Below are 17,111 nucleotides of genomic sequence, written 5' to 3'. Positions count from 1 at the left end.
GCCCATGTTTGAAAAAGTCCTGATTGCCAACCGTGGCGAAATTGCCCTGCGCATCCATCGCGCCTGTAAAGAAATGGGTATTTCCACAGTTGCCGTTCATTCCACGGCTGACGCCGATGCCATGCATGTGCGTCTCGCCGACGAGGCTGTCTGTATCGGTCCGCCGCCCAGTAAAGATAGCTATTTGAATATTCAAGCTATTTTATCTGCGGCAACCATTACAGGTGCCGATGCCATCCATCCCGGTTACGGTTTCCTGTCGGAAAATGCCAACTTCGCCGAAATGGTTGAAGAACACGGCTTTACCTTTATCGGTCCGACACCGGAACATATCCGTATGATGGGCGATAAAATCACAGCCAAACGAATTGCCGAAGAAACAGGCATGCCTGTTGTTCCCGGCTCCAAAGGGTCTGTCGATAGCGTCGCGGATGCTTTGGCAATCGGTGAAGAATTCGGTTATCCCGTGATCGTCAAAGCCACCGCTGGCGGGGGCGGTCGTGGCATGCAACTGGTCCGCAATCCCGGTGAGATGGAAGTTAACTGGAAAACAGCACGCACCGAAGCCCTTGCGGCATTTGGGAATGCGGATGTTTACATTGAAAAATTCCTGACGAAACCGCGCCATATTGAAATTCAGGTTCTGTGTGACACGCACGGTAATGCCGTTCATGTGGGAGAACGCGACTGTTCATTGCAACGACGAAACCAGAAAGTTCTGGAAGAAGCCCCTTCCCCGGCATTAAATGAAGCACAACGCAAGGAAATCGGTGAAACCGTTGCCGATGCGATGCGCAAAATGAAATACCGTGGTGTTGGAACGGTGGAATTCCTCTATGAAAATGGTGAGTTCTTCTTTATCGAGATGAACACGCGTTTGCAGGTGGAACACCCGATTTCAGAAATGATCTCCGGCCTTGATCTTGCTCGTGAACAAATTCGTGTCGCCTCTGGTGCACCGCTGGGTTATACTCAGGACGACATTAAATTTCAGGGCCATTCCATCGAATGCCGTATCAATGCGGAAGACCCGGAAAACTTCATGCCGTGCCCTGGTAAAATCACCGACTATCACGCCCCGGGTGGTTTGAGTGTCCGTGTTGATTCGGCCCTTTATTCCGGCTACAGCGTGCCGCCGCATTATGACAGTATGATTGCCAAACTGATCGTACATGGCAACAACCGAAACGAATGTCTGATGCGTTTGCGTCGTGCCCTTGGCGAATATGTCATTGGCGGGATTAAAACGTCTATTCCTCTCCATCAGAAACTTCTGGAAAATGCAGATTTTATTAATGGGGATTATGATATCAAATGGCTGGAAAAATTCGTCGGCCTGACTGATTAAAAAACAAAAAGCCGTCACTTGAATAAGATTCAAGCTGACGGCTTTCTTGTATTTAAATTCCGTCTCCTTATATGTAAATCAATGAGATAAGGAGTTCACATGGACAGAAGCGAACGATATGTCATTACCGCTGAGACATTGCTAAGAGCCTACGCTGCCGGTGTGTTTCCTATGGCAGAAACGCGGAAATCCCGGGATTTATTTTGGGTTGACCCGGAAATGCGCGGTATTTTCCCATTGGACGGATTAAAAATTTCACGCTCTTTGCGCAAAATATTACGCCAAGGGAAATTTAAGGTCACCTGCGATACAGCCTTCGACAAAGTTATGGAAAAATGTGCAGAAAGCACCGAAGACCGTCCCGACACATGGATGAATGAAGATATTTTTCGCCTTTATAATGAACTTTTCCGCATGAACTGCGCGCACAGTATCGAATGTTGGCAAGACGGGGAATTGGTTGGCGGCCTTTATGGCGTTAGCCTCGGCGCGGCTTTTTTTGGTGAAAGTATGTTTTCACGATGCTCCAATGCCTCAAAAGTCGCCTTGGTACATCTGGTCGCACGCCTGCGATTGTCGGGTTATCAACTTCTGGATAGCCAGTTTATTACCGATCATCTTGCCTCAATGGGCGCGATCGAAGTCCCGCGTCAAAGTTATCATTTGATGCTGGATGAAGCCATGCAGACAATTTCAGCCTTTTATTCAGACCCGACAGAAACAGAATTGTCTGAAGAATTAGAGGCCATGTTCTTGCAATCCAGAACCCATACGTCATAAACCGGATGTTCCATCGGGTTTAGTGCCGGACTGGATGCAAACATCCATCCGCGAAACACAGGGGAAGCAGCTTCGCCCGGTTTGACTTCTGAAATATCTAAAAAGGCAGCACTTTCCGGTGTTTCTGTCGGTGGACGCTTATCACACTTACGTGCAACGATTTCTAAAGTCCCGAATTTAATAAATTGTCCGACCGGGGCCTCCAGACGCGATACCCTTGCTGTTACCTTATCAAGGCCTTGTAAAATCACAGTATCATAAGGTTCAGCGTAACCAGCCTGACTGATCGTCAAGGAAGCAGACAGCCCCAAAACGCCCCATAAGGTACGTGACAACATCACTGTTGCCCCTCCCCGCCGGTTGCGAGGAATATAATTTCACCGACTTGATCTTCCAGTGATTTAAAATCTTTGGTGTTCTCGATAGAACCGCCTGCTTCAACAAAGTTTTCACGATCAGCCCCCGGTTCCAGACGCACATATTTCCCACCGATCAAGCCGCCACTGACAATCGAGGCCACCGTATCAGCAGGCAATTTCAAATCCGGGCGAATGGTCATGGAAATAACCGCGTCGTAGGTCTCATTATCCAAAGTACTGTCCAGTACGGAACCGACCTTGATACCGTTCATACGCACATCACTGCCCTTTTGTAATCCGCCGATCTTTAGAAAAGCGGCCTTTACCGTATAGCCTTCAACCGATTTAACCTGTGCTTCGTTCAGCGCAATATAAAGAAAGCCCGCAGCAACCAGCAACACAACACCGCCCATCACCGTTTCAACGATATTTTTGCCCATCATTTCTTCGTTACCTTCCTTTTATTCTTCTTTTTGTGCCCGTTTGGATTTACCTTCGGCGATAATCAGTTCCAAAAGTTCTTCCACCACAACAGAGCTTTGTGCCATATCTATCCGACCACCGTCAGCGATATAATTTTCATCCCCACCGGGTTCCAGTTCGATAAACTTGTTGCCAAACAAACCATCCGTATGAATGGCAGCCGAGGTATCAAACGGCAAGCGTACATTTTTATCCACCGCCATCGTTACAACAGCACGATAATTTGCATTGAGATCAGCACTGATAACCTGACCGATACGAACACCGCCCATGCGTACGTCCGACTCTTCCATCAGACCATCAATCCGGCTGAACGTTGCAGATACTTTATATATCTGATCATTGCCGGCTTCATCCGATTTGCCATAAGAAACGAGAATAGCCAGAACCAAACCTAGAAAAGTCAGCCCGCCAACGGTTTTTTCTCTGCGCTCAGAATATTTCACGTCAATCTCTCCCTAACCCTTCCGTCCCAGTCCGGCACGAAAACGGGCGCTCAAAAGCGCCCGCAAATCTTAGAGGTCTACAGCCATAAATTCAATGACTTATTCGGGTTGCCATGCTTCATAGTCGCCTGTCGCACGAGCGCGCTGCCCGCCATGACGTGCGTCCCCTTGCGGGAAGTAAGCGTTTGTCGTCCCTGTCAGGTTGGGCAGGTGTTCTTTTTGCCACTGTTTTGCCTGCGTTGCTTCTTCTGTCAGCGGTTCAGAAACAGTGTGATGCAACCATGCATGCCATTCTGCCGGTACTTTAGAGGCCTCGCTCACCCCACGGTAAACGACCCAGCGACGCTCACGGCCCTGAAGCTTCTTTTTGTTGCGATAGTATTTGTTACCGAATTCGTCGGTACCAACCAACGTGCCGTTAAGCCAAGTGTACACACGTGTTCCGATTGTCATATCAATTCAACTCCGAAGCCCCGAGCAGGGTAGCATTGTCAATCGTGCGATCTACGCACATAAAATTCCTAGGCCATGTTTAGTCGATTAAGCGGTTTACTGCAAGACTCTGAAATCAGAAAATCCACCCTCTTGCAGTATTTTTTCCATATCCTCAGCAGGAACCGGACGGCTGAACAAAAACCCCTGCCCCAAATCACAGCCTTTTTCTTTCAAAAATTCAAACTGTTCTTGCGTTTCAATCCCTTCTGCCACCGTCTTCAACCCCAAGGCTTGCGCCAACCTGATAATCGCATCCACAATCGCGGCATCACGTTCGTTATGCGTCACTTCATTAATAAAAGCACGGTCGATTTTCAATTTGGAAATGGGCAGACGTTTCAAATAGGACAAGGAAGAATATCCGGTCCCGAAGTCATCAATGGATGCCATGACCCCAAATTCTCGCAGATCATTCAAGGTGCGAATGGCAGAATCGGGTTCTTCCATTACCGAACTTTCCGTCAGTTCAAGCTCAATCAATTCCGGTGGTGTTCCGGTTTCTTTTAAAACATCACTCATCAACTGCAAAAGACGTTCCGGTTGGGCAAATTGTCGCCACGATATATTCACCGCCATTGGAATGGCCCCGTAACCGGCCTCCATCCATCGTTTTGCGGTCATACAGGTTTCATAAAGAACCTGATGACAAATATCACCGATTAACCCTGCCTCTTCGGCAACCGGAATAAATTCACCCGGCCAAACCAACCCCAGACGCGGGTGACGCCAACGTACCAAGGCCTCCATCGCTGCAATTTCGCCGGTTTTCACATCGATAAGCGGCTGGAAAAAAGGGATAAATTCTTTGCGCAGAATCGCCTTGCGCAATCGGTTTTCATAGGCCAAGACCCGCAAGGCCCGGGTATTCATTTCCTCGACATAAAAACGATAACCGCCCGGCGAGGTCAAATGAGCACGACGTAAGGCCGTATCCGCATTCATCATCAGGCTTTCGGCATTTTCACCATCACGATGGGCCAGACTGATTCCCATACTGACACTGACATCAAGGCGACGCGTACCAATATCAAACGGAATTTTCATGCGTTCCAAAATACGTTCGGCAATCTCGGCAACACTCATATCACCATCAATATGGCGCAAGACAATCGAAAAGCTTTCCGCCCGTGGATGGGCTAAAAAGGTCCCTTTGGGCAGAAAGTCGGCCAATTGGCTTGCCACGGTTGTCACCAATCGATTTGCTGTTTCCTGCCCCAATGTATCATTGACCAGATCCAACCGATCAATCGCCAAAGCCAAAACGGCAAAACTCTCGTCTTTTTCCTCAAACAAAATATTGAGATGTTCTTCCAGAGCCATTCTGTTGGGCAATTGGGTCATCTCATCATGGTAAGCAAGATATCGCAGGCGTTCATCCAGCAAGTGCTGTCCGGTGATATCCATCGCCGCCCCGTCCCAGATCGTTCCCTCTTTATTATGGACAGCCACATTGGCAAAAACACGGATACATAATTTGCCAAGCTTGTCGTCCAGCAAACAGACCTCTTGATCAAAAGGCGTATTGCTGCGTGCAGAACGACGCAAACGACGAAACAACCTGTCGCGCAACCTTTGATCCAGCAAATTTAGAAAATTATCGGCATCCTGCGTGATTGCGTCTTCATCAGCCCCCACCAAAGAACTGATCGTAGAGCTGATATAAGGAAAGGAAATTTTTCCGCGTGCGTCCATTTCCAGTCGAAACAAAGTCACCGGCAAGTTACCGATCATTTTCCCCAGACGATTTTCTGATTCGCGCAACGCATTCCTGAGTTTGCAAATTTCCGCTTTCAATTCTTGCGGTGTCTCATCGTCGAGGGGTTTCATTTTTTGTTCAAGCGCCGTTTTTTTATGTTCTTTAGTCAATTTAATTGGTCCCACCCCAAATTCTCGCTGGGGATCATAGCACAAATTTCCCGATCTTTACCTGACTTCTGATCGTTTCTGAAATATTGCTGCAAGATTTGTTTCATCTTTGTGCAACATATAGCGCAAAAAGCATTCTGGAACAATTCTACCTTTTGAGGTGTGTTTTCACAAAGGATTGCGATTCTTTTATCCGTTTGCAGTAAAAAACTGGCATATTTACCATCAATCAAGCAAGCAAAATTCGATTCTCATTAGAGTTTCCCTAGCTTTTCGACCTCCCCCACTCACCACACCATACCTAGTGCCTTTGACAGCAAGTAAACACAAGGGGTTGCGAGATTTTGCCTAAAAATGAAACAGTTCAAGAGGTTTTTTTGTGATTTTTTTTTTGATTTTTTTTCCACAGGCAAAAGGTATGCGGAATCGGCAGTGTAGCTAACGTTCTGATTATTTCGGGTTAGTAACGGTGAATAACTATACTTTGGTAGTACCTTGAAATCCATTTCATAAAATGTTCTACATCTTGTGCCCATGACGGAAGAAGGCACCCACAATATAGGTGTGCACAACGTTGCTGGGACGGGATAACCACAAAATTTTGTTTAACGATTTTAAGCCATTCTTTTAAAAGTAAGAGGCATCAGGGGCATCAATGCGTATTCAACGTCATTTCACGCACGAAGATAAATCACCTTACGACGGTATTGTCTTTCGTAAAGCAAGTAGCGAAATCCGTAACCCGGACGGTTCCATCGTCTTTCAGGCCAGTGATCTGGAAGTCCCGGAAAGCTGGTCCCAGGTTGCATGCGATGTACTGGCTCAAAAATATTTCCGTAAAGCCGGCATTCCCGCCGTTTTAAAAGCTGTAAAAGAAAAGGACGTCCCTCAGTGGTTATGGGCAAGCGTTCCTGATCAAGATGCGATGAAATCCATTCCTGCCGAAGACCAGTTTGGCGGCGAACATTCTGCCAAACAGGTTTTTGACCGTTTGGCGGGAACTTGGACGTATTGGGGTTGGAAAGGCGGCTATTTTGATAGCGAAGCCGATGCGCGTGCCTATTTTGACGAAATGCGTTATCAGTTGTGCGCGCAAATGGGTGCACCAAACTCCCCGCAGTGGTTTAACACAGGCCTGCACTGGGCCTATGGTATTGACGGTCCGGCCCAAGGCCACCATTACGTCGATTTCAAGACTGGTAAACTGGTGCGCTCCAAATCCTCTTATGAGCATCCCCAGCCTCACGCCTGTTTCATCCAGTCCATTCAGGATGATCTGGTCAATGAAGGCGGCATCATGGATCTGTGGGTTCGTGAAGCCCGTCTCTTTAAATATGGTTCAGGGACCGGTTCCAACTTCTCCAACGTACGCGGGGAAGGCGAACCCCTGTCCGGTGGCGGTAAATCCTCCGGCTTGATGAGCTTCCTGAAAATCGGGGACCGCGCCGCAGGTGCGATTAAATCCGGTGGCACCACCCGTCGTGCGGCCAAAATGGTCGTTGTCGATGTCGATCACCCCGATGTTGAAGAATTCATCTCCTGGAAAGTAAAAGAAGAACAAAAAGTTGCTGCCCTTGTTGCGGGTTCCAAACTTGCCCAAAAACATATGGGTGCCATTATGGAAGCCTGCTGCACGGCAGGCGACAGCGAAGATGCGTTTGATCCCAAGCAGAACAAGCCGCTGAAAAAAGCCATCATTGCCGCGCGCAAATCCATGATCCCTGAAAATTATATCCAGCGTGTTATTGAATTTGCCAAACAAGGCTACACCGATATCGAATTCCCGGCCTACAATACGGATTGGGATTCCGAAGCCTACACAACGGTTGCGGGCCAAAATTCCAACAACACAGTCCGTGTTTCCAACGAATTTCTGCAAAAGGTATTGGATGACGGCGAATGGGAACTCATCAACCGCAGAGACGGCAGCGTTGCCAAACGGATCAAGGCCAAAGAGCTTTGGGAAAATATCGGTTATGCCGCATGGGCCTGTGCCGATCCGGGTATCCAGTTTGACAGCACCATCAACGAATGGCACACCTGCCCAAGCGATGGTCGCATCAATGCGTCCAACCCTTGTTCGGAATATATGTTCCTTGATGATACCGCCTGTAACCTTGCCTCCTTGAACCTGCTGCAATTCACCAAAGAAGACGGCACGTTTGACGTTGCCTCTTTCTCCCATGCAGTTCGCATCTGGACGGTGACATTGGAAATCGCGGTTATGATGGCGCAATTCCCATCCAAGGAGATTGCACAACGTTCTTACGATTATCGGACATTGGGACTTGGTTTTGCCAATATCGGCGGCCTGCTGATGGCCTCTGGCCTGCCGTATGACAGTGCAGAAGGCCGCGCTTTATGTGGGGCGATCACCGCCCTAATGACAGGTGAAGCGTACGCAACATCTGCAGAAATGGCACAAAGCTTGGGGGCTTTCCCGGGATATGCCAACAACGCAGACCATATGTTGCGCGTTATTCGCAATCACCGCCGTGCCGCACAGGGCCTGAAAGACGATTACGAAAACCTTGCTGTTCTGCCGGTTCCGCTGGATGCCTCCAACTGCCCGGAAAGCAGCCTTGTGGAAGCCGCCCGCAAATCATGGGATCGCGCTTTGGAACTTGGCAACGAACATGGTTTCCGCAACGCACAAGTGTCTGTGATTGCACCGACAGGAACAATCGGTCTGGTTATGGATTGCGACACCACAGGGATTGAACCGGACTTCGCCCTTGTGAAGTTCAAAAAACTTGCTGGCGGTGGTTATTTCAAAATTATCAACCGCATTGTCCCACAAGCCCTGATCAAACTGGGCTACACAGAACAACAAACCAACGATATGATCCGCTATGCTGTTGGGCATGGCACGTTGAAAGGGTCCACCTTCCTGACCCACGAACAGTTGCGTGAAAAAGGTTTTGATGACGAAGCTTTAGCAGCTTTGGAAAAAGCACTTGCCGATGCGTTCGATATCAAATTTGCCTTCAACAAATGGTCGCTTGGTGAAAAGTTCTGTGTCGATAAACTGGGGATCAGCGCGGAGAAGCTAAACGACCCAACCTTTGATATGCTGGTGGAACTTGGTTTCGACAAAAAAGAAATCGACAATGCCAATACATATGTTTGCGGCTCCATGACATTGGAAGGTGCCCCGCACCTGAAAGACGAACATTTACCCGTCTTTGATTGTGCCACACCTTGTGGACGCAAAGGGACACGCTTCCTGTCTGTTGAAAGCCACATTCGCATGATGGCGGCGTCCCAGTCCTTTATTTCCGGGGCCATTTCCAAAACCATCAATATGGCACATAACGCCACGGTTAAGGATTGCAAAGAAGCCTACCTGCTGTCATGGCGTCTGGGCTTGAAAGCCAATGCGCTTTATCGTGATGGTTCCAAACTGTCACAACCGTTGCAGGCACAGGTTCTGGAAGATGAGGATGCGGACGAAACATTCGCAGAAACTGTTGCAGACCAACCGTCTGCAAAACGAGCGGAACTGGTGGCGGAACGCATCGTTGAGCGCGTTGTTGCCCAACGGCGCAAACTGCCGAATCGCCGTAAAGGCTACACACAAAAAGCATCTGTCGGCGGTCACAAAGTTTACCTGCGTACCGGGGAATATGAAGACGGTCAATTGGGTGAACTTTTCATCGATATGCACAAAGAAGGCGCGGCCTTCCGCTCTTTGATGAACAACTTCGCCATTGCCATTTCCTTGGGTCTGCAATATGGCGTGCCACTGGATGAATTTGTGGAAGCCTTCACATTCACCCGCTTTGAGCCAAGCGGTATGGTGGAAGGTAACGACACCATCAAAATGGCCTCTTCCGTTCTTGACTATATCTTCCGCGAGCTTGCGGTATCTTATATGGATCGTTCCGACCTTGCCCACATTAAACCGGACGATTTACACCATGATACTGTTGGTGGGGGTGAAGCCCAATCCGAACTTCCGCAAGAAGATAAGGATAAGGCAAACCAGATGATTGAACGCGTGGCCTCCCAAGGTTACATGCGTGGTCGCTTCCTGGTTTTTAAGGGTAAGCCGGGCGAAGGTTCTGAAGGCTCGCCCAGTGGCGGTTCCGTCAGCGGTTCTGCCGCAAGCGGTACAGCCGATCTGGCAGCCGCAGCAACCATCGACGGCGAACCCGATATTTTTGAAGAAACCGACCAAAAGCTGGAACAAATCCGCGAAGCCCGTATGAAAGGTTATGAAGGCGATGCGTGCCCCGAATGTGGCAACTTCACCTTGGTGCGTAACGGCACCTGCCTGAAGTGCGTGACTTGCGGTTCAACATCTGGTTGTTCCTAATCACCACCAAATAAGACGAAGCGAAGACTGAATAAAGGGGAAAGCGGGCCATTTCGGCAACTTTCCCCTTTATTTTCATAAAATAGCACTTGTTCTTTCCCCCTCTTCACCTAAATTCAAATTATTGATATTCCAAATAAAAGGACTAAAAATGGCTGGTAAAATCGAAGCACGCCTGCAAGAGTTAGGGATCACCTTACCCAAAGCCAATAAAGCAGTTGCCAACTATGTACCCTACGTCATAACCGGCAACCTTATTTTCGTTTCCGGCCAGATCACCATGCTGGATGGTGAATTAAAATATATTGGTCGTTATGGCGAAAATTTAGGCGTGGAAGACGGTATGGCCGCTGCCCGTTTATGCGGCCTCCATTTAATCTCTCAGGTAAAAGAAGCCGTTGGCGGCGACCTGGATCGTATTACACGGGTTGTCAAACTGGGTGGCTTTGTCGCCAGTATGCCGGAATTTACCGACCAGCCAAAAATCGTTAATGGTGCCTCAGACCTGATGGTCGAAGTTTTCGGCGAACCTGTCGGACAACATGCCCGTGCTGCCGTGGGTGTTGCCGCCCTGCCCCTTGGCGTTTCTGTTGAAATTGATGGTGTCTTCGAATTTGCCTAAAATCGCGCAATTCGAACGGATCAATCAAATCGATCCACAAATGTGGGACGCATGTGTGGGCGAAGATAATCCCTTCGCCACACATGCATTTCTATGCGCATTAGAAGATAGTCGTTGCGTCCATCCCGATCATGGATGGTTGCCACAACATCTTGTTTTAACAGACGATAGCGGACAAATTAACGCCTGTACTCCCCTTTATTTAAAAAGTCACTCCTATGGCGAATATGTGTTCGACTGGTCATGGGCTGAAGCTTACGAACGTGCCGGTGGACGTTATTACCCAAAACTTCTTTGCGCTATTCCGTTCACACCAGTCAGCGGGCAACGCCTGTTAACACATGCCGATTGCAGCACCGAAGATAAGAAACAACTTCTGACCCACCTGCTTGCCCATGCCGATAAAATCGGTGTCTCCTCCCTTCACATCAATTTTGCCCAGAAAAAGGAATGGGAAATGATGCAGGATTTGGGGATGCTGGGCCGCATAGGGCATCAATATCATTGGACCAATCATCATTATGAGAATTTTGATGACTTTCTAAATGCCTTATCGTCACGCAAACGAAAAGCAATCCGCAAGGAACGAAAAGCCGTTATTGAAAGCGGTATCAAGCTTACAACACTCAGTGGGCCTGAAATTCAGGAACATCATTGGGATGCTTTTTACGATTTTTACCTCGACACATCGGGGCGCAAATGGGGGCACCCTTATCTCAATCGGGATTTCTTTTCCCTTTTGGGGCAGCGCCTTGGGGATCAAACCGTCTTAGTCCTTGCCTTGCAAGATCAACGCATTGTCGCAGGTGCCTTAAATTTAAAAGGCAATGACACCTTGTTCGGACGATATTGGGGCTGTCTGGAAGACTATCGTTTTTTACATTTCGAAGCCTGCTATTATCAAGCGATTGACTATGCCATTGCCAACAGATTAAAGCGCGTAGAGGCTGGTGCCCAGGGGCAACATAAAATTCAACGCGGATATCTGCCTGTTGAAACCTACAGCGCACACTGGATTGCAAATCCTTCATTTCGTAATGCCGTTGATGATTTTCTGGAACACGACAAAACAGTCAACCGCATGGAAATGCAAGAGCTGATGAAACTGTCCCCCTATAAGACGGATTCTCAATAAAAAATCACTCAAATGAGTGAGGTTATCTTTTTAAGCCTGCCCCATAATACAAACAGATATGGAAGCAGGAATAAAAATATAAAATGTTACTCCACAGCAATACAACACAGCGTACCGGATACCCGTTCATTGATAACAGCCATCCAATCATCGCCGCATATGTCAACGCCATTTGCGACGAGTTATCACGAGGCAAGTCCCCGCGTCATATCCTGAGCTTAATCAAAAACCTACAAAACCAAATGGAAACATACCTGATCAGCAAAAAGGCCTGTCAGGACAAATGCGGTTGCCCGTCTTATGCCCATTCCCTTTCGGCACGCGACCAGTTGGATGACATTTATCTCTCTTTTTCTAAGATAGAGGCAATATCACAAGAAGACGCCATTGAACGCATTCGTTTCTGGGCCAAACAAGCCGTTTTTAATGTAGATCAACCTTGTTTCAGTTGTATGGAAAGACACTAATCCCTATTCCAGCAGGCTTTCAATTGTAACTTCTTTCATAGCCGGGCGCGCTTTGGGTGGTTGATTATCAACCCATGCCGGAAAACGGATTTCATCCCCAAATGCAATTTGGCGCGCCTGAACATGTGGATGTGTCAAAACCGCATCCGGGCTATGGATTGGTTCCATACAACAATCAGCAGGCAATAACAGGGCGGCCCATTCATCCAATGTACGCATCTTAAACAAATCACGTAAAGTCGCAATCAGATCGTCTTGGGGTTGCGGTTCGTTTTGGCGAGCGATCAGATCCTCCCGCCCAACGGCTTTGCAGAAATTTTGCCAAAATTTGGGTTCAATCGGTGCAAAGGCAAAATGGCGATTGTCTTTTGTTTCATAAATCCCATACCACGCAGCGGCACCGCCGGTCAGTTCCCCCTGCCCACAGGCATCGACTTTGCCTTTCGCTGCTGGTGTTAAACTGAGATAATTCCAGCTCAAGGCCGCCTCAAACAGGCTTACGTCAATAAAAGCCCCCTGCCCTGTACGTTCGCGACGAAACAATGCCGCCAGAATGGAACTGACCGCCTGCATCGCCCCGCTATGATCCGCCAGTGGGGGGAAAATCGGTACCGGCCCACAGTCTTTGTGCCCGGTCTGTGACAAGGCCCCGGTCAAGGCCACATATGTCATATCATGGCCTGCAACCTGCGCATAAGGTCCGTTTTGTCCATAACCGGACAACGCACAATGCACCAGTTTCGGGTTCATTTGTTTCAAGGTGTCATGGTCAAACCCTAAACGACCCATGACACCGGGGCGAAAGGATTCCAAAAGGACATCGGCTTTCTTTACCAACTTAGTAAAAGCGGCCTTGCCCTCTGTCGATTTTAAATCAATTTTGACAACGGATTTCCCTGCATTCAATTGCTTATAAAGAGGAGATATCCCGTCTTCACCTTCCATAAAGGCAAAACGCATCGGATCGCCCACAGGCGGTTCCACCTTAATGACATCGGCACCTAAGTCACGCAAAGTCATCGTCGCAAAAGGACCGGGAATATATTGGGAGAGATCCAGAACTAGAATATTTTCTAAACAATTGTCGAACATAGGTGCCTCTTCTCATCAAGATAAGGTCATCCCTCCCGACAAGGGAAGAATGACCCGTTTTCTTAATCTAGGCACAACATTGTTTGGAAGGCAAACATTTATTTAACCGTTGCCGGTACCTTGCTTGCTTTTTTATCCGTGTTGCGTTTCGGTTTGGCGGCTAATTCCTCTTGCGGGAATTCAAACACCACTTTGTTATTGTCGATCTTGACCTTAACCAATCCGCCTGTGACCAGTTTTCCAAACAGCAATTCTTCAGCCAACGGCTTCTTGATATGTTCTTGAATAACGCGGCTTAATGGACGGGCACCGTAATGTTTGTCATAACCTTTTTTGCCCAACCATTTGCGCGCTGCCGGTGTCAGTTGGAATTCAACGCCGCGATCGGCCAGCTGGCCTTCCAGTTCCATAATAAACTTGTCAACGACCTTACCAACCACATCTTCGGACAGATTGGCAAACGGAACAATCGCGTCCAAACGGTTGCGAAATTCCGGTGTGAACAGTTTTTCAATCGCTTCCTGATCCTCGCCTTCGCGGCTTTCGCGACCAAAGCCAATGGCATTTTTCGCTAAATCGGCTGCCCCGGCATTGGTGGTCATAATCAAAATGACATTACGAAAATCAATGGTCTTGCCATTATTATCCGTCAACTTGCCATGATCCATCACCTGCAACAAAATATTAAACAGGTCGGGATGTGCTTTTTCAATTTCATCCAACAAGACAACACAATGCGGATGTTGGTCTACGCCATCGGTTAACAGCCCGCCTTGGTCAAATCCAACATAGCCCGGTGGTGCACCGATTAATCGGGATACGCTGTGTCGTTCCATATATTCAGACATATCAAAGCGTAACAGCTCCACCCCTAATGTGCGGGATAATTGGCGGGCCACTTCGGTTTTACCGACCCCGGTGGGACCGGAGAATAGATAGCTACCGATCGGTTTATCCGGTTCACGCAGCCCGGCCCGTGACAGTTTAATCGCTGTCGATAACTTATCGATGGCCAAATCTTGCCCGAACACCATGCGTTTGAGGTCATTATCCAGACTTTTCAACGTTTCTTTATCATCCGTTGAAACGGATTTTGGTGGGATCCGGGCAATTTTTGCAACCGTATCTTCCACATCTTTCACCGTTACCGTTTTGCGACGTTTACTTTCCGGCAGCAACATACGCGATGCACCGACTTCGTCAATCACGTCAATTGCCTTATCGGGTAACTTGCGATCCCCGATATATCGGGCAGAGAGTTCAACCGCCGCACTCAGCGCATCATTGGTATAGCGGACCTTGTGATGTGCTTCGTAATAGGGTTTCAAGCCGCGCAAAATCTTGATGGTATCTTCGATAGAAGGTTCTGCAACATCAATTTTCTGGAAACGGCGCACAAGGGCACGATCTTTTTCAAAATGGCCCCGATATTCCTTATAGGTTGTCGAACCGATACACCGCAAAGACCCGCTCGCCAAAGAAGGTTTCAGCAGGTTCGAGGCATCCATCGCGCCGCCACTGGTGGCCCCGGCCCCAATGACCGTGTGGATTTCATCAATGAACAGAACCGCATGCGGGCGGGCTTCCAATTCTTTAACAACGGCTTTCAAACGTTCTTCAAAGTCACCCCGATAGCGGGTTCCTGCCAGAAGTGCCCCCATATCAAGGGCATAAATGATCGCTTCATTCAGAACTTCCGGCACCTGTTTTTCAACAATGCGCAGGGCCAAGCCTTCTGCAATTGCTGTTTTCCCCACACCGGGATCACCAACATACAGGGGATTATTTTTACTGCGGCGGCACAAAACCTGAATGGTACGGTCCAATTCGGCCTGACGACCGATTAACGGGTCAATTTTTCCTTCTTTTGCCTTTTCATTCAGATTGACGCAATAGGTATCTAAAGCCTTGGCGCGGTCTTCTGCACCTTCATCATCCTGTTCCCCGTCACTGTCAGCCCCATGAACAGGACGATCTTCAGAAAGCCCCGGTACTTTGGCAATTCCATGAGAGATATAATTGACGGCGTCAAGGCGGCTCATATCCTGAATTTGCAGGAAATAGACGGCATGCGATTCCCGTTCGGAAAACAGGGCGACCAAAACATTCGCGCCTGTGACCTCTTCGCGCCCCGAAGATTGAACATGAATGGCCGCACGTTGCACAACGCGTTGAAAACCACTTGTCGGGGACGGCTCGATTGGGCTGTCGTGGCGAAGGTTGTTAAGTTCTTCTTCCAGAAAAACGACCAAGTCTTCGCGCAGTTGATCAATTGATACATCACACGCACGCATCACGGCAACCGCATCCGGATCCTCAATCAAGGACAAGAGCAAATGTTCCAGTGTGGCCATTTCATGTCTATGTTCCGTCGCGAGGGCCAAAGCGCGATGAAGGGTTTGTTCCAAATTTCTCGATAGCATTTTTATATCCCTTCCTTGCCGTTACGTTATTAATCTTTTTCGATCGAACACTGCAATGGATGCTGATGTTGTCGGGCCAGGTCCATCACCTGTGCGGCTTTGGTTTCAGCAACTTCATAGGTAAACACCCCGCACAAACCCACGCCTTTGGTATGGACATGCAACATAATCTGTGTGGCCTCTTCCTGATTTTTACCAAAAAAACGTTCCAGAATATGGACAACAAATTCCATCGGTGTGTAATCGTCATTCAACAACAACACCTTATACATAGACGGGCGCTTGGTTTTTGATCGCGTTTTTACCGCAATCCCAACATCACCATCGTCGTCATTGTCTCTATGATCTTCGTTACTCATTTTCGTTCATCAATCGTTTATACAATCCATTGGTCCGGTCCGTATCCGGTTCCTTTAATATTAGTCCGTTTTATGCACGATGAAACCCCCTAGGTGAAAATAGCGCATAAAAAAACACCCGATCATCAAAACCGGGTGTTTTTTTCGAAGCGAGGCTTCTAAAACAAAAGTGTTTTAGGCAGCTGTTGTCACGTTGAGTTTTTCAACGCCAGCTTCAACGCGCTCTTGCAGCGGCTTTGAAGCTTCTTCAGCGATTTTGGTAGAGGCTTCTGAAATGCGTGTCGCATTTGCCATCATTTTATCGTAACCGGATTTCAACAACTCGGCTTGAAGTTCAGCGATTTCCTGCGGCGTTTTGCATTCAAATACTTTTTTCGAAGCAGCCATGTTTTCTTCAATAGACGTGCGTGCGATTTCAGCAAACAAAGAAGCAACATCCTGAACGCCTTTCGCAGCGATTGAGGAAGATTTGACAAATGCGTCAACATTGCCTTTGGAGAAAGCCATCGCATCTTCAACAGCCTTGAATGTATCAACACCGTCTACTTTAAAGAATTTTTCCATTTGCTCTTTAGAAAATTCGAACATTTCGTTGTAACCTTCCTGAATTTGGGTAGAGAGGAGTTCAAGTTTAGCTTCTAAAACAGGTTTTTCATCTGTTGCGGAAGTTTCCTTAACAGTACTTGCAGCCTTCGCAGGCGCAGTTGTAACCGTTTCAGTTTTTACATCGGTTTTCGCTTCCACAGCAGGTGCTGTTTTCGGAGTTGTTTCTGCAACAGGTTCAGCCTTCACAGGTGCGTCTGCTTTTTTTGCAGCAGCAACTTTTCTGGCTGGCGCTTTGCGCGTTGTTGCTGTGGACTTCGTGGCAGGAGCCGGAGCTTTCTTGTCAGTGCTAGTCATCTTCAACCTCATCAGCGA

General features: G+C 48.1%; 15 protein-coding genes. 6 read left to right on the top strand and 9 right to left on the bottom strand.

The window, feature by feature from the left end:
* Window positions 1–4: 4 nt before the first annotated feature.
* Both accC and aat read left to right on the top strand, forming a co-directional pair.
* The gene (accC, locus tag IEW74_RS09120; protein ID WP_188664031.1) at window positions 5–1,348 is read left to right on the top strand and encodes an acetyl-CoA carboxylase biotin carboxylase subunit; all 1,344 of its coding nucleotides are present in this window, start codon (window positions 5–7) and stop codon (window positions 1,346–1,348) included.
* Between the two features lie 99 nt (window positions 1,349–1,447).
* A complete protein-coding gene (gene aat, locus IEW74_RS09115) occupies window positions 1,448–2,128 on the top strand; it encodes a leucyl/phenylalanyl-tRNA--protein transferase (protein ID WP_188664029.1) in 681 nt (226 codons plus the stop codon).
* Here the strand turns inward: aat and IEW74_RS09110 are convergent.
* From IEW74_RS09110 to IEW74_RS09090, 5 genes are all read right to left on the bottom strand, one after another.
* A complete protein-coding gene (locus IEW74_RS09110; protein ID WP_188664027.1) occupies window positions 2,050–2,466 on the bottom strand; it encodes a DUF2155 domain-containing protein in 417 nt (138 codons plus the stop codon). The genes aat and IEW74_RS09110 overlap by 79 nt on opposite strands.
* Complete coding sequence (mlaD, locus tag IEW74_RS09105; protein WP_308419095.1) at window positions 2,466–2,930, bottom strand: outer membrane lipid asymmetry maintenance protein MlaD; 465 nt, start codon at window positions 2,928–2,930, stop codon at window positions 2,466–2,468. Before mlaD ends, IEW74_RS09110 begins: the two co-directional genes overlap by 1 nt.
* Window positions 2,931–2,948: 18 nt before the next feature.
* Complete coding sequence (locus IEW74_RS09100) at window positions 2,949–3,416, bottom strand: MlaD family protein (protein WP_188664025.1); 468 nt, start codon at window positions 3,414–3,416, stop codon at window positions 2,949–2,951.
* 99 nt (window positions 3,417–3,515) lie between these two features.
* A complete protein-coding gene (locus tag IEW74_RS09095; RefSeq protein ID WP_188664023.1) occupies window positions 3,516–3,869 on the bottom strand; it encodes an NADH:ubiquinone oxidoreductase subunit NDUFA12 in 354 nt (117 codons plus the stop codon).
* Window positions 3,870–3,965: 96 nt separating this feature from the next.
* Window positions 3,966–5,738, bottom strand: coding sequence for a putative bifunctional diguanylate cyclase/phosphodiesterase (locus IEW74_RS09090; RefSeq protein ID WP_188664021.1), 1,773 nt, complete (start codon window positions 5,736–5,738; stop codon window positions 3,966–3,968).
* Between the two features lie 694 nt (window positions 5,739–6,432).
* Here IEW74_RS09090 and IEW74_RS09085 point away from each other — a divergent pair.
* The 4 genes from IEW74_RS09085 to IEW74_RS09070 all read left to right on the top strand — a co-directional run bounded on the left by IEW74_RS09085 (window position 6,433) and on the right by IEW74_RS09070 (window position 12,319).
* The gene (locus IEW74_RS09085) at window positions 6,433–10,095 is read left to right on the top strand and encodes a vitamin B12-dependent ribonucleotide reductase (protein WP_188664019.1); all 3,663 of its coding nucleotides are present in this window, start codon (window positions 6,433–6,435) and stop codon (window positions 10,093–10,095) included.
* 151 nt (window positions 10,096–10,246) lie between these two features.
* A complete protein-coding gene (locus IEW74_RS09080) occupies window positions 10,247–10,717 on the top strand; it encodes a RidA family protein (RefSeq protein WP_188664017.1) in 471 nt (156 codons plus the stop codon).
* On the top strand, window positions 10,638–11,852 hold the full coding sequence (locus tag IEW74_RS09075; RefSeq protein WP_229734289.1) for a GNAT family N-acetyltransferase: 1,215 nt from the start codon (window positions 10,638–10,640) through the stop codon (window positions 11,850–11,852). Before IEW74_RS09080 ends, IEW74_RS09075 begins: the two co-directional genes overlap by 80 nt.
* 83 nt (window positions 11,853–11,935) lie before the next feature.
* Complete coding sequence (locus IEW74_RS09070) at window positions 11,936–12,319, top strand: hypothetical protein (protein WP_188664015.1); 384 nt, start codon at window positions 11,936–11,938, stop codon at window positions 12,317–12,319.
* 3 nt (window positions 12,320–12,322) lie between these two features.
* Here the strand turns inward: IEW74_RS09070 and IEW74_RS09065 are convergent, their stop codons facing one another.
* From IEW74_RS09065 to IEW74_RS09050, 4 genes are all read right to left on the bottom strand, one after another.
* On the bottom strand, window positions 12,323–13,411 hold the full coding sequence (locus tag IEW74_RS09065; RefSeq protein ID WP_188664012.1) for a CaiB/BaiF CoA transferase family protein: 1,089 nt from the start codon (window positions 13,409–13,411) through the stop codon (window positions 12,323–12,325).
* A 98-nt stretch (window positions 13,412–13,509) separates the two neighbouring features.
* Entirely contained in the window at window positions 13,510–15,834 is a 2,325-nt protein-coding gene (gene clpA, locus IEW74_RS09060) for an ATP-dependent Clp protease ATP-binding subunit ClpA (protein WP_188664010.1), read from the bottom strand.
* 29 nt (window positions 15,835–15,863) lie between these two features.
* Complete coding sequence (gene clpS, locus IEW74_RS09055) at window positions 15,864–16,193, bottom strand: ATP-dependent Clp protease adapter ClpS (protein ID WP_188664008.1); 330 nt, start codon at window positions 16,191–16,193, stop codon at window positions 15,864–15,866.
* A 174-nt stretch (window positions 16,194–16,367) separates the two neighbouring features.
* Complete coding sequence (locus IEW74_RS09050; RefSeq protein ID WP_188664006.1) at window positions 16,368–17,093, bottom strand: phasin family protein; 726 nt, start codon at window positions 17,091–17,093, stop codon at window positions 16,368–16,370.
* Window positions 17,094–17,111: the final 18 nt, after the last annotated feature.

Source organism: Terasakiella brassicae, from assembly GCF_014641495.1.
Classification (GTDB): Bacteria; Pseudomonadota; Alphaproteobacteria; order Rhodospirillales; family Terasakiellaceae; genus Terasakiella; species Terasakiella brassicae.
The sequence above is the reverse complement of the archived record's forward strand: the minus strand, read 5'-3'. Positions and strand labels throughout refer to the sequence as shown.